We start from the raw sequence: 13497 nt of genomic DNA, 5'->3' as shown, positions 1-13497 counted from the left end.
AACGACCTCGCTCCCGACGCTTCTCGGGCCGAAAATCCGCCGACGCGCGAATGTCGTTGCGACGATCACTTGGCCATGGCGCCCGAACGGGGCGATGGGACGACCCCGCCGACCGTTCTCTCGGGCAAAATTATACTCGTTTCGCGGACCCGTCTTCGGATTCTCAGTTGATGCCGCAAATTCGAGAAACGACGCGCCACGCGTCCGTTCGATTCGTCGCCCGCTTCCTTGATTGCACGTCGGTGAGCTGAGCAATCAGCTGAGCCAGACGACCGATCCAGTTTGGTCAGGCCGTTCACCTTCTATTGAGGCGCTTCCTCAACCACGCTGAAACTGGCCCATCATCGATCTCTCACAGATGAGGTTGATCGCAACGGATCTCGTTGCTGACCGCGATTTTTATTCCGGTTGAATGCTTGAGCTTCTCCCGCTTTTCATCTCGCCGCGCTCGTTAGCGCGAGTGAATGGGGCGGAAGATGTTTCCAGCAAAAATCTACATCGGTCAGATCACTGTCATCTTCGGCATCGTGATCGCGTCGACGTGGGGAGCCACGCAATGGACTGCGGCTGCTCTCGGTTTTCAGGAGCGGCTTGGCGCGCCCTGGTTCCTGGTTGCCGACTATCCGATCTATCTGCCCTGGCGATTGTTCGAATGGTGGTTTGCCTACGAGGCGTACGCCCCCGAAATCTTTGAAGAGGGCGGCGCCATTGCTGCCGCTGGCGGCATCGCCGGCGCACTGTTTGCAGTCCTCAACTCGGTGTGGCGGGCGCGGCAAAACCAACTCGTGACCACTTACGGCTCAGCCCGCTGGGCGACGCCCAAAGAGATCAAGGAGGCCGGCCTCTTCGCAGCCCAGGGCGTGTTTCTGGGGCGTCTCGAAAATAACTATCTGCGCCATGATGGACCGGAGCACGTGATGTGCTTTGCGCCAACCCGGTCGGGCAAGGGCGTGGGGCTGGTGTTGCCGACATTGCTGTCGTGGACGTCATCGGCGGTGGTGCATGACATCAAGGGCGAAAACTGGGAATCGACCTCCGGTTGGCGCTCGACGTTTTCGCACTGCCTGCTGTTCAACCCCACGGATTCAAGAAGCGCCCGCTACAATCCGCTGCTCGAGGTGCGCAAAGGGGCGGCCGAAGTCCGCGATGTCCAGAACATCGCCGACATCCTGGTCGACCCCGAAGGGGCGCTCGAACGCAGAACCCACTGGGAAAAGACCAGTCACTCGCTCTTGGTCGGTGTCATTCTCCACGTTCTTTACGCGGAAGAGCAGAAGACGCTTACCCGCGTCACCGAGATCCTGGCCGATCCTGCGCAGTCCTTTGAGAAGACGCTCAGGATCATGCTGGCAACCAATCATCTTGGCACCGAGACCGAGCCAAAGGTGCACCCCGTCGTCGCCGCGACCGCACGAGAGCTGCTCAACAAGTCCGAAAACGAGCGCTCCGGAGTTCTGTCGACCGCCGTGAGCTTTCTTGGCCTCTATCGCGATCCGATCGTCGGCCGGAACACCGAGAGCTGCGACTGGCGCATCGCCGACCTCGTGAGCGCCGACAAGCCGGTGACGCTCTATCTCGTCGTTCCGCCGTCGGACATCAGCCGCACCAAGCCGCTGATCAGGCTGATCCTCAACCAGATCGGCCGCCGGCTGACCGAGACCTTGAACGTCAATGCAACTGGCAGCAAGCATCGCCAGCTCCTGATGATGCTTGATGAATTTCCTGCGCTCGGCCGGCTCGATTTCTTCGAAAGCGCACTCGCGTTCATGGCCGGCTATGGCATCCGCGCCTATCTGATCGCGCAGTCGCTCAACCAGATCGCAAAGGCCTACGGCGAGAACAACGCGATTCTGGACAATTGTCACGTCCGCATCGCGTTCGCCGCCAATGACGAACGCACCGCCAAGCGGATCTCGGATGCCCTTGGCACCGCGACAGAGCTACGTGCACAGCGCAACTATGCCGGTCATCGGCTGGCTCCCTGGCTCGGCCACGTCATGGTCAGCCGTCAGGAGACCGCGCGTCCTTTGCTAACGCCAGGCGAAGTGATGCAGCTGCCGCCCGATCAGTCCATCGTGCTGGTTTCTGGCCTTGCACCGGTCCGGGCGATCAAGCTGCGGCACTATGAGGACGCAAACTTCGTCAGTCGTCTGCGCAAGCCCCCGTCCTTGGTGGGCGACGTGTATCCCGATCGGCCGGCGGTCCGCACTAATGATTGGCGCGGCGAGGTGCGCGCCACCGACCTTCGCCTCGCGACCCTGCCGTATCGCGAGCTCATGCAGACGGGCGGCGAGGAAGGCGGCCTCAAGCAGCAACTGGCGTTGTTCGACGAAGCCGCACCGGTTGTGAACGATGCTCGCGCCTTCGAGGAGCGATTGCTTGACGACGAGTCTGACGTCGCCGCCGACCGCAACCAGATGCAACAAGCCGCAGGTGCGTCCAGCGCCGTGCGACGAGCCCACGCCGTCACCCGCGACGATGACGATCTTCTCCCCTCATTCTGAAGAGCATTCCCGATGAAACCGAAACTGTCGGCCTATGTCAGCGATAGCGTGGCGCAACGGCTCGAACTCGCGGCCAAGCGGCCGGGAACCAATAAATCGGCGATCGTGGACGCTGCGCTTGATCGCTTTCTCAATCCTGAGCGGGACACGAGCGGCGATGCGGCGCTGATCCGAAGGCTGGACCGGATGAGCCGGCAACTGGAACGAGCCGACCGCGACGTGAGCGTCCTGGCGGAGACCATCGCACTTTTCATCCGCTATTACCTGACCATCACCCCGCCGCTGCCTTCGCAAGATCAGGATGCAGCGCGTGCGCTGGGCCGCGAGCGGTTCGAAATGTTTGTCGCCCAGGTCGGCAAACGCGTTGCCTCCGGTGGCCGGCTTGTCGCCGACGTCATGGACCGCGTCAGTGCTTCCAAGCCTGATCTCTTCATGCGGAATATCGAGGAGGGCGCCCCTCTGGGCGCCGTCCCGCCCAACGATACTGGATCCCGCGCGCAGAGCGCGACGGGTGAGCCGCCGGAGCATTCTCCGGCAGGGCGAGAGGGGGTCGGCAATGTCTGATCTCCTCTCGCCAGAAACCCGCGAACGACGCCAGGGCATGCTGCGGACCGCGATGGGGCCGGCAATCGCCCTGGCTTTGGAAGAGCCCGATGTCGTCGAGGTCATGGTCAATCCCGATGGAAGGCTTTGGCTTGATCGTCACGGGACGGGCCGCGCTGATACCGGCGTTGTTCTGACGCCGCAGGAGTCGGAGCGGATCATCCGGCTTGTTGCCAGCCATGTGCGGGCCGAAGCGAGCGGTTCGTCTCCGATCGTCTCGGCAGAGCTCCCCGAAACGGGCGAACGCTTCGAAGGCGTCCTGCCACCGGTCTCGCTCGCGCCGTGCTTTGCGATCCGCAAACCCGCAACGACCACGTTTCGCCTGTCCGATTACGTCAAGGCGCAGATTGTCTCGCCATTGATGGCGAAAGTGCTGACCGCCGCAGTCACCGACGCTCGCAGCATCCTGATCGCCGGCGGCACCGGCTCAGGCAAGACGACGCTTGCCAATGCGCTTCTTGCAGAAATCGCCGGGCTCGAGGAGAGGGTGGTCATCATCGAGGACACCCGCGAGCTGCGCTGCGAGGCGAGGGATGCCGTGACACTCCGGACCAAGCCGGGGGTGGCGAGCCTTGCCGATCTTGTGCGGTCCACACTGCGCTTGCGACCCGACCGCATCATCGTCGGCGAGGTCAGAGGCGCCGAGGCCCTCGACATGCTGAAGGCCTGGAATACGGGCCATCCCGGCGGAATTGCCACGGTTCACGCCAACTCGGCACGAGCTGCGCTCTACCGGATCGAGCAGCTCATTCAGGAAGCGGTCGCAACCGTGCCGCGCCGGCTCATTGCCGAGGCGATCGACCTGATCGTCTTCATCAAGGGGCGGGGACCCGCACGGCGCATCGAGGCCGTTGCCGAGCTCAAGGGCCTCGATCCGTCGGGCGACTACCTGCTCGAGACACCGCCTGGACTTCCAAACACCTCCCACCGCCCCTGACCTGAAGGAGACTGCAATATGTCCATTCGACTGCCTCTCAACGTGCGTTCGCGCCTTCGCGGCTTCTGCTCGATCAGCAGACTGTCCTTGATGCAGCTCGGCGCGGCATCGGCCTGCATACTTCTCAGCGTCTCGGCGGCCCACGCCGCGGGTTCAGGCATGCCGTGGGAGGCCCCGCTCGAGCGCGTCCTGGAATCCGTGCAGGGGCCCGTCGCCAAGATCGTGGCCGTCATCATCATCACGGTAACAGGCATATCGCTCGCCTTCGGCGACACCTCCGGCGGGTTCCGCAAGATGGTCCAGGTCGTGTTCGGCCTGTCCATCGCATTTGCTGCGAGCTCCTTCTTCCTTTCGTTCTTCTCGTTCGGTGGTGGAGCACTGATCTAATGCGCGCGGAAGGTTTTGAACTCGTGCTCCACCGCTCATTGACCGAACCCATCCTGATCGGCGGGGCGCCGCGTGCCGCCGCTATCCTGATCGGGACCCTCTCGGCAGTGCTGGCACTCGGCCTGCGCCTTTGGCTTGCTGGCCTGGTGCTCTGGGTCATCGGCCACAGCACAGCCGTTTGGCTCGCCAAACGCGACCCGGCCTTCGTCGAAGTCGCCATCCGTCACACCAAGCACAAAGGGCGGCTCGCATGCTGAACCTGAGAGAATTCCGCGGCGATGCCCATCGGCTGGCGGATTGGCTGCCATGGGCCTGCCTGGTCGCCCCTAGCGTCATCCTGAACAAGGATGGCAGCTTTCAGCGGACGATCCGCTACCGCGGACCGGACCTCGACAGTGCGACCGAGGCCGAGCTGATGAGCGTCACCTCACGCGTCAACAATGTCTTGAAGCGTTTCGGTTCAGGCTGGGCTCTTTTCTTTGATGCCACGCGCATCCCGACTGGCGACTATCCGCGGTCGGAATTCCCTGATGCGGTGTCCTGGCTGGTGGATGAAGAGCGGCGGGCTGCGTTCTCAGGCGCCGCCGGGGTGGCATGGGAGGATCCGTCTCGCCCCGGTGGGCAGCATTTCGAGAGCGTGCTGCATCTGACCTTGATGTACCTGCCGCCTGCCGACAGGGTCTCGCGCCTCGAAGGTCTATTTCTCGAGCGCCCCAAGGAGAGGCACAGCGTTGGGGGAAAGGGGAAGCGCATTCGTCGCGACCAATCGATCGAAAGTCCTGCGCAAGGCGGCATCCAGGACGGCGAGACTGACGACCAGCAGAGATTTGACAGCAACGAGAAAGGCTATCGCGATCATCTTCAAAGGTTCGTCCAGGAAACCGATCGTGCAATCGATCTGCTTTCGTCGGTCTTGCCCGAAATCTGGCCCCTCAACGATGCGGAGACGCTCACCTATCTTCATAGCTGCGTCTCGACCAAGCGCCACCCGGTCAGCGTTCCCAAGATTCCGGCCTATCTCGATTGCTTCCTGAGCGATGAGCCGCTGACCGGTGGATTGTCGCCTGCAATCGGGCGAAGCCATCTGCGTGCGTTGACCGTGCTTGGGTTTCCGCACGTCACCTTTCCCGGCCTGCTCGACGAACTGAACCGGCTGGGCGTTGCCTACCGCTGGGCGACCCGGTTCATGCCGCTGGATCGTACGCAGGCAAACGCAACGCTGTCGCGCTATCGACGGCAGTGGTTTGCCAAGCGGAAGTCTCTTGCAGCGATCCTCAAGGAGGTCATGTTCAACGAGCAGGCGGCGCTGCTCGACACCGACGCCAGCAACAAGGCTCTCGACGCCGACGCCGCGCTTTCCGAGCTTGGCGACGATCTCGTTGCCTTCGGCTACATCACGACGACCGTCACCGTAAGCGACGAGGACTCGCATCAAGCAGACGAGAAGATCCGCGCGGTCGAGCGGGTAATCAATAGCCGGGGCTTTACGGCCATACGCGAGAACGTCAATGCTGTGGAAGCCTGGCTCGGCGGCTTGCCGGGTCAAGCCTATGCCAATATCCGCCAGCCAATCGTTCATACGCTGAACCTCGCCCACATGTGCCCATTGTCGGCAGTATGGGCTGGACCTGAGCGATGCGAGCACCTTGATGGCCCGCCGCTTCTGATCGCCAAGACCAAGGGCGCGACCCCGTTCCGGTTGTCGCTCCACGCCGGCGACGTCGGGCACACCATCATTGTCGGTCCCACGGGAGCGGGCAAATCGGTCCTGCTCTCGATGCTCGCTCTTCAATTCCGACGCTATCCGAACGCGCAGCTGATCACGTTTGACAAGGGCCGATCGGCCCGGGCCACCACGCTGGCCTTGTCGGGGGCCTGGTATGAGCTGGGCGCCAAGGGCGGCATCGCCTTTCAGCCGCTCAAGGATGTCGCAGAAGAGGGGCCGAGACTCTGGGCGCTCGACTGGCTCTGTGGCGTGCTTGCCCATGAGCGCGTGACCGTGACGCCCGAGGTCAAGGAGACGCTTTGGTCGGCGCTCAGGAGCCTCGGCTCTGCGCCGGTCTCGCAGCGGACGATGACCGGACTCGTGGCGCTGCTTGCCCGCGACGCGCTGCGGCAGGCGCTACAGCCCTACACGCTGGAAGGACCGTACGGCCGCTTCCTGGATGCAGATTCCGACCGTCTTTCCGGTGCAGATGTGCTCACCTTCGAAATGGAAGAACTGATGGCGTTGCCCGCCCTGGTGGCGCCGGTTCTGACCTATCTCTTCCACACCCTTGAAGAGCGCTTTGATGGCCAGCCTACGCTGCTGGTACTCGATGAGGCCTGGGTGTTTCTGGACGACCCGCTGTTCGCGAGCCGGATTCGCGAATGGCTGAAGACGCTGCGAAAGAAGAACGTGGCTGTGATTTTCGCGACCCAGTCGCTGGCTGATATCGCCGACAGCCAGATTGCCCCTGCGATCATCGAATCCTGTCCAAGCCGGATATTCCTCCCGAATCCGCGTGCACTGGAGCCGACCCAGACCGAGACCTATCGCCGGTTCGGCCTGAACGACACGCAAGTCCGCCTGATCGCGGAAGCATTCCCCAAGCGCGACTATTATCTGCAGTCCCGCGCCGGAAACCGCCTGTTTGAGCTCGGCCTCGGACCGGTGGCCCTCGCGCTGGCCGCAGCATCCTCGCCTGAGGATCAACAGACCATCGACGCCGTCCTGTCCCGCGCCGGTCCCCGTCACTTTGCCAAGCGCTATCTCACCGAGCGAGGCCTGCACTGGGCCGCGAACCTGATCAGCACCTTCGAACAGGCCCAGAAAGCCTGACCCCAACCTCAATCGCTGGAGTCCTCCATGATCGAAAGTATCGGCCGCACGTTCTTGGGTACAACCTCAAGGGTTGTCATAACAACAATACTATCGTTTGTCATCGCCGTGAACGGATCCCGACGGCTCGGGGCATTCGATATCGTCTTCGATCCTACGAACTACAGCCAGAACCTTCTGACCGCAGCGCGTGCGCTTGAACAGATCAACAATCAGGTCAGGAGCCTCGAAAACCAGGCTCAGTCACTGCTCAATCAGGCCAAGCATCTTACGAGCCTGCCCACAAGCGTAGTTGGCCAGCTCACATCGACGATCACTCAGATGAACAGTCTGATTGGTCAAGCGAAGAACATCTCATTCGATGTTCAGAAAACCCAGCAGGATTTTGAGCGCCTCTATCCCCGCCAATATGCAGCAGCCGTTTCGTCCGACAAGATGGTTCTGGACGCGACATCACGTTGGGACAATAGCTACGATGGGCTGAAGCAGTCGCTCACAATTCAATCTGCCATTGTCAGCAGCCTGGATCAGGACGGCCAGACGCTTCGAACCCTGATGGCCAATTCGTCGGCTGCGGTCGGCTCGTTGCAGGCTCAACAGTCCGGCAACGAACTGCTCGGCCTCCAGATCAAGCAGTCGCTGCAGACCCAGGCACTTCTGGCGACCCAGGCGCGCGCCGACACTTTGCGTGCCGCCGAACAGCAGGCCTCGTCGGCCGCGGCGAAGGAGCGATTTACCCGCTTCATCGGCGATGGCCATGCCTACACCGGCGGCAGGTAGGTGAGGGCGCCATGGCTGATCTCTCCGTCATCGACCGCTTTACCGAGACCTTCTCGCGTTACATCGACTCTGGGTTCGGTCTTCTGTCCGGCGACGTCTCATTCCTGAGTTCAACGTTGATCGGCATCGACCTCACGCTTGCTGGCCTTGCCTGGAGCATGCGCGCCGACGACCACATCATGGTCACGCTTGCCAAGAAGGTGCTTTATGTCGGTGCTTTCGCGTTCATTATCGGTAACTTCAAGAGCCTTGCCGATATCGTCTTTGCATCCTTCTCCAGCATCGGTTTGAAGGCGTCCGGCGGGAGCTTAAGCGCCGCCGATCTGGCGCGGCCGGGCTTTGTTGCCTCCGCCGGCTTTACGGCCGCCCATCCTCTTCTGGAGGAGACCGGCCAATTCTCGGGCTTCGACGTGCTGACCAATCTGCCGACGATCCTGATCCTGCTGTTCTGCTGGATCCTGATCGTGCTCGCCTTCTTCGTCCTCTCGGTGCAGCTCTTCGTCACCCTGATCGAATTCAAGCTGACGACGCTTGCAAGCTTCATTCTCGTGCCGTTCGCTTTGTGGGGAAAGACAGCATTCCTTGCGGAAAAGACGCTCGGCAACGTGGTCGCCTCAGGGGTGAAGGTGATGGTTCTTGCGATCATTATCGGCATCGGCTCGACCATTTTCGGTCAGCTCGCGAGCACGTTGACGCGGCCGGTCGACATCGTGTCAGCCATGAGCCTGTTGCTTGCGGCCCTTTCGCTGTTTGGCCTTGGCATCTTCGGCCCAGGAATCGCGGCGGGACTGGTCTCAGGTGCACCCCAGTTAGGCGCCGGAGCAGCCGCGGGAACGGTGGCGGGGGCGGCGGCTATCGCGATCGGCGGCGGAGCGGCGGCCGCGGGGGGCTTACGCGTTGCGGCGGGCGGTTCAATGGCTGCGGTTCGCTCCGCAGCATCGCTCACCGGCGCGTCGTCGGTGGCGGGCACGTCGGCCCGGGCCTCAACCGTGGATCAGCTCTCGAGCGCGAGCACCGGCGGCGCAACGAACGGAGCGTCTGCTTCAGGCGCGGGGCGTGCGGCGGCTTCGTCGGCACGCGGACACGCAAGGGAAGCGGCGCAAGTCGCCGCTCATACGCTGAAAGAAGGTGACAAGGGCGGACATTCTTCGGGTCCGAAGCTGGGGGAGGAGTAGGGCATGGCAAGTCATCCCTTTCAGCGCGTGTCCGTTCGCTATGGCGAGACGCCCGAGCCGGTCACCCCTTATCAGAAGGCAGCCCAGGTCTGGGACGAGCGGTTAGGGTCTGCCCGTGTGCAGGCCAGCAACTGGCGGCTGGCAGCGCTGGCAGCTATCGGCCTGTCCAGCATCCTCGGATTGACGATCTTTACTCAGATCGCCCGCTCGGGCGTCACTCCCTACGTGGTCGAGGTCGACCGGCTCGGTGAAGTCCGGGCAGTCGGGCCGGCGCTCGAAGCCTACCAGCCGTCAGACGCGCAGATTGCGCACTTTCTCGCGCGATTCATCGAGAACGTCCGTTCGCTGTCGATCGATCCGATCATCGTTCGGGCGAACTGGCTGCACGCCTACGACTTTGTCACCGACCGCGGCGCGCAGGCCTTGAACGACTACGCGCGGGAAGCCGATCCGTTCACAAAGATCGGCTCCAAGACCGTGACTGCCGAAGTTACGTCCGTAGTGCGCGCGTCCGGCGACAGCTTCGAGATCCGCTGGAAAGAGAACACCTACGAGAACGGCGCAATCGCAAAGACCGAACGCTTCACAGGTCTCGTCACCACCGTTCTCAAGCCACCCGCAGATGCCGAAACCCTGCGGAAGAACCCTCTCGGCCTCTACGTCCATTCCCTCAACTGGTCGCGCGACCTCATTGGAGACGCCAAATGAATTCCAAAGTCCTCACCAAGCTCGCGTCGACCAGCGTCCTTGCCTTGTCGCTTACGCTTGCCGGATGCGCCACCAAGCTCAATCTCGAAGCGCCCTATGACGAGATGACATTTGAGAAGGCGCTTCCAGAGGCCGATCCGCCTGCGCCGGTGCAAGTCGTCGAAACGCCCAAGGTCCTGCCGATGCCGGGCCAGTTGAAGCCATTTCCGACGAAGGCGGCCAAGGAAGAAAAGCTGCCGCCGGAGCAGGCGATCGCCAAAGCGAACAAGGCGGCACGGATGGAGCCGACGCGCGCCGGCTATATCAATGCCATCCAAGTGTATCCCTGGACGGAAGGCGCGCTTTACCGGCTCTATGCAAGCCCGGAAAAGGTCTCGACCATCGCGCTTCAACCGGGCGAGGAACTGATCGATGTCTCCACCGGCGATACGGTTCGCTGGGTGGTCGGCGATACCTTGAGCGGGCAGGGGAGCACCCGGCGCGTGCACATCCTGGTCAAGCCGACATTGCCGGATATCCAGACCAACCTCGTGGTCCTGACCGATCGGCGGGCCTATCACCTCGAGCTCGTCTCGACCAAGCAGACCTATATGGCGTCCATCTCGTGGACGTATCCGACCGATACGCTCGTCGCGCTCCACAAGCAGAATGTCGCCGCTCAGGAAAACGAGGAGCGGATCGCCGATCGCGGCGTGCGGCTCGACAGCCTGAACTTCCGCTATCGGATTGAAGGAGACGATCCCCCGTGGCGTCCGCTGCGCGCTTTCGACGACGGCCGCAAGGTCTACATCCAGATGCCATCCGGCGTGTCGCAAGGGGAGGCACCACCCTTGTTCGTCGCCGGAGCCGATGGCCGGCCGAACCTCGTCAACTACCGGGTTCGCGGATCCTACTACATCGTCGATCGGATGTTCGGCGCCGCCGAGCTTCGCCTTGGCGAAGATCCACAGCGCATCGTCCGGATCATCCGCATCGACGCGCGACCGGTGTCGCAGGCCTCTAGCACCGGGAGCGCTTCATGACGACCGGATTGGATCAGGATCCGGAGCCGCTGGAACTGCGAGCACGTCCGCGGCCCGTTCGGCGCCTCAACAGGCGCGCCCTCATGATCGGCTGCGGCGTCGCGGCGCTGTTCATCGGCGGGGCAATACTCATTGCGCTCCGACCGCACTCCTACAAGCAGTCGGAGCGGACAGAGCTTTATAATACCGACCGCAAGCAGACCGCCGAAGGCTTGAGCAAGCTGCCAAAGTCCTATGAGGAGTTGCCACCATCGACGCCGCGGCTTGGACCGCCGTCGCCTGGGGACATCGGCCGGGCCTTTGCCGAAAACGAGAAGAAAGCCGCTGTGGCGTCGGACACGGGCTTCCGGACCAATCCGGAGGAGGATGCCGAGCGAGCCGAACGGATCCGTCAGACGCGGGTTGCGCAACAAGCAAAGGAGTCGGGACTGTTTTTCCGCCTGTCGGAGAAACAGGAGAAGCGCAAGCAGGCAAGCACGACGGAAGCGCCGGCTGCTGCCCCATCCGCATTCTGGCCTTCAACGCCAGATACAGGACAGTCCGCCGCGGAACTTGCAAAGACGGCACAGGCGATGATTGACCGATCCAGCGAGATCATTCCCTCGTCACAGGCGCGAAAGCTGGCCTTCGTCGGCGCGAAGGCTGACACGGAGACCACTAATCCACATGCGCTCAAACCCGCACCATCCAATTATGCGGTGATGGCGGGGGCGATCATCCCGGCGAGTCTCGTCACTGGGCTGAATTCGGACTTGCCTGGGGCAACCATCGGCCAGGTCACGGAGAACGTCTATGACACGGTGACGGGCGAGCATCTCTTGATCCCCCAAGGGACAAGGATCGTGGGCAAGTACGACAGTGTCGTCGCTTTTGGCCAGAAGCGGGCGCTGGTCATCTGGACAAGGCTGATCCTGCCGAACGGGAATTCGATCGTGATCGAAAACCTTCCGGCTACTGACGTTGCAGGCTATGCCGGGCTCGAAGACCAGGTGGACTTCCATACCTGGCAGTTGCTCAAGGGTGTGGCCTTGGCAACTTTGATCGGGGTGGGGACACAGTTATCGATCGGCAATGATGAGAGCGATCTCGTGAAGGCTCTGCGGGAAAGCACGCAGCAAACGACCAATCGTGCGGGGCAGCGCCTGGTGGAGCGTGAGCTCGACGTGCAGCCGACCATCATGGTGCGGCTGGGCTGGCCGCTGCGGGTGATTGTTTCGAAGGATCTGGTGCTGAAGCCATACCAGGATGCCCAAACAGCGGCAAAGGGTAGGTGAGGGATGAAGCTTGCGAGGCTACCGGATCGGATGCCGGTGAAGATGAGCGTTGTACTCACGCCGGGTCTCGCACAGAGGCTGCGAGAGTATGCTGACTTCTACGCCGAAACCTACGGGACTAAGGAGGAAGTGGGTGAGCTGATTCCGTTCATGCTGGAGGCGTTTCTTGATGGCGACGCGGATTTCAAACGAGCCAGCCGGGCAGGCGGCGCGAAGGACACGACGATTGGTGCGCCCCGACGTCTCATTAATCCGTCTACCCAGAAAGAGCTGGGAGAGAGCCCGAGCAAGAGCAAAGAACCATCCTATCCGCCCGCTACCAGGGAGGAACCGAGCCAGAGATTTCCGTCATCTAGACCGGAGTAATCGGTTCGTTTGATATCTGGCTGATTGCATCCTTCACGAGACTGATAGAACACTCAAGTCGCTGCAGAAGCGAATTTAGGTCTGAAACAGTTGCTTCCTCCATCCGAAGATTTTCGGAATTTACGGCTCGTCGAACTAAGACGTCGAGCGCTTCGAGGTGGGTCGGCGGATACGGGATGGTGTTTGCAGCATGTGACCATCGCAAATGCGGAATTACCGTTCCGTCCAGACCAATCCCTACGGTTAATGAAGCTCTCGTCAGCACCGTTTGCTCTACGATTTGGATAGGCACTTCGACCGCAAAAACGTAATCGTTGACTCCGATAGCGCGGTATCCAAATCGATAAGTATCCCCCGCAACTTCTGCGAACGGCTCTAGCGGTACTGTCTCAGGACCATTCATACGGGATACTGCCTCTGCAATCTCTTTGTTGAGTATACTCAATTGAGGAGTATGCTCAACAAGAAGCATGCCGTCTTTCATGGACGGAATGCGAGACATTGTTGCAAAGAACCTCCGGCGGCTTCGGCATGAAAAAGGCTGGAGTCAGGAGGAGCTTTCATTTCGAGCGAAGGTAGATCGAAGCTATATCAGCCAGCTGGAGACCAGCACCTACAGCGCTTCGGTTACCATGCTTGGCAAGCTTGCCAAGGCGCTGGGCGTGGACGCGGGCGACCTATTAAAGCGATAATTTGAGCCGCGTGCCGGCACGGGTCGCAGAGCCGGCCGCGCGGAAGCGAGCGGTCTCTACAGGACTTGCGCGCACGAAAAGTCTCCAACCTTGTCGGGGAACATTCCCGTTTTGCGGAGACAACTATCAGAGACGACTTCGATCAAAACTGCCGCCAATGAAGGCTTTCGGCGTCGGGTACTGATAAGGTTTTGAGAGAAAGCTTATCAGTCATGCCGGGCGGTGACA

Annotated in this window: 14 protein-coding genes; 13 read left to right on the top strand and 1 reads right to left on the bottom strand. The window is 61.6% G+C overall.

All coding sequences use genetic code 11. The features are described from left to right. The first annotated feature begins 476 nt into the window (after positions 1 to 476). The 12 genes from IVB27_RS33395 (at position 477) to IVB27_RS33340 (ending at position 12577) form a co-directional block, all read left to right on the top strand. Positions 477 to 2504, top strand: coding sequence for a conjugal transfer protein TraG (locus IVB27_RS33395; protein ID WP_247447033.1), 2028 nt, complete (start codon positions 477 to 479; stop codon positions 2502 to 2504). A 12-nt stretch (positions 2505 to 2516) separates the two neighbouring features. Further along, positions 2517 to 3068 carry a CopG family transcriptional regulator gene (locus IVB27_RS33390; protein ID WP_247447032.1) on the top strand — a complete coding sequence of 184 codons (552 nt, stop codon included), beginning with the start codon at positions 2517 to 2519 and terminating at the stop codon, positions 3066 to 3068. Further along, positions 3061 to 4044 (top strand): P-type conjugative transfer ATPase TrbB, encoded by a 984-nt coding sequence (trbB, locus tag IVB27_RS33385; RefSeq protein ID WP_247447031.1) that lies wholly within the window; start codon positions 3061 to 3063, stop codon positions 4042 to 4044. Before IVB27_RS33390 ends, trbB begins: the two co-directional genes overlap by 8 nt. Before the next feature lie 90 nt (positions 4045 to 4134). Then, entirely contained in the window at positions 4135 to 4431 is a 297-nt protein-coding gene (locus IVB27_RS33380) for a TrbC/VirB2 family type IV secretion system protein (RefSeq protein ID WP_247447127.1), read from the top strand. Beyond that, a complete protein-coding gene (locus IVB27_RS33375; RefSeq protein ID WP_247447030.1) occupies positions 4431 to 4688 on the top strand; it encodes a VirB3 family type IV secretion system protein in 258 nt (85 codons plus the stop codon). Before IVB27_RS33380 ends, IVB27_RS33375 begins: the two co-directional genes overlap by 1 nt. Further along, positions 4682 to 7252 (top strand): conjugal transfer protein TrbE, encoded by a 2571-nt coding sequence (gene trbE, locus IVB27_RS33370; protein WP_247447029.1) that lies wholly within the window; start codon positions 4682 to 4684, stop codon positions 7250 to 7252. Before IVB27_RS33375 ends, trbE begins: the two co-directional genes overlap by 7 nt. Before the next feature lie 27 nt (positions 7253 to 7279). Beyond that, positions 7280 to 8032: a P-type conjugative transfer protein TrbJ gene (gene trbJ, locus IVB27_RS33365; RefSeq protein ID WP_247447028.1), complete on the top strand. Its 753-nt coding sequence runs from the start codon at positions 7280 to 7282 to the stop codon at positions 8030 to 8032. Between the two features lie 11 nt (positions 8033 to 8043). Next, positions 8044 to 9207: a P-type conjugative transfer protein TrbL gene (gene trbL / locus IVB27_RS33360; protein ID WP_247447027.1), complete on the top strand. Its 1164-nt coding sequence runs from the start codon at positions 8044 to 8046 to the stop codon at positions 9205 to 9207. 3 nt (positions 9208 to 9210) lie between these two features. After that, positions 9211 to 9915, top strand: a complete 705-nt coding sequence (gene trbF / locus IVB27_RS33355) for a conjugal transfer protein TrbF (protein WP_247447026.1) — start codon at positions 9211 to 9213, stop codon at positions 9913 to 9915. After that, the gene (trbG, locus tag IVB27_RS33350) at positions 9912 to 10937 is read left to right on the top strand and encodes a P-type conjugative transfer protein TrbG (RefSeq protein ID WP_247447025.1); all 1026 of its coding nucleotides are present in this window, start codon (positions 9912 to 9914) and stop codon (positions 10935 to 10937) included. The genes trbF and trbG overlap by 4 nt, the downstream gene beginning before the upstream one ends. Further along, complete coding sequence (locus IVB27_RS33345) at positions 10934 to 12211, top strand: TraB/TrbI/VirB10 family type IV secretion system protein (protein WP_247447024.1); 1278 nt, start codon at positions 10934 to 10936, stop codon at positions 12209 to 12211. Before trbG ends, IVB27_RS33345 begins: the two co-directional genes overlap by 4 nt. A gap of 3 nt (positions 12212 to 12214) precedes the next feature. Then, positions 12215 to 12577: a DUF2274 domain-containing protein gene (locus IVB27_RS33340; RefSeq protein ID WP_247447023.1), complete on the top strand. Its 363-nt coding sequence runs from the start codon at positions 12215 to 12217 to the stop codon at positions 12575 to 12577. On the opposite strand, the gene IVB27_RS33335 is transcribed toward IVB27_RS33340, so the two are convergent. Next, a complete protein-coding gene (locus IVB27_RS33335; RefSeq protein WP_247447022.1) occupies positions 12564 to 13061 on the bottom strand; it encodes a hypothetical protein in 498 nt (165 codons plus the stop codon). The genes IVB27_RS33340 and IVB27_RS33335 overlap by 14 nt on opposite strands. On the opposite strand from IVB27_RS33335, the gene IVB27_RS33330 reads away from it, so the two are divergent. Continuing rightward, complete coding sequence (locus IVB27_RS33330) at positions 13048 to 13269, top strand: helix-turn-helix domain-containing protein (protein ID WP_312010565.1); 222 nt, start codon at positions 13048 to 13050, stop codon at positions 13267 to 13269. The genes IVB27_RS33335 and IVB27_RS33330 overlap by 14 nt on opposite strands. Positions 13270 to 13497: the final 228 nt, after the last annotated feature.

The sequence above is a fragment of the Bradyrhizobium sp. 197 genome, from assembly GCF_023073375.1.
GTDB lineage: Bacteria > Pseudomonadota > Alphaproteobacteria > Rhizobiales > Xanthobacteraceae > Bradyrhizobium.
This window is presented reverse-complemented; position numbering and strand designations above follow the sequence as displayed.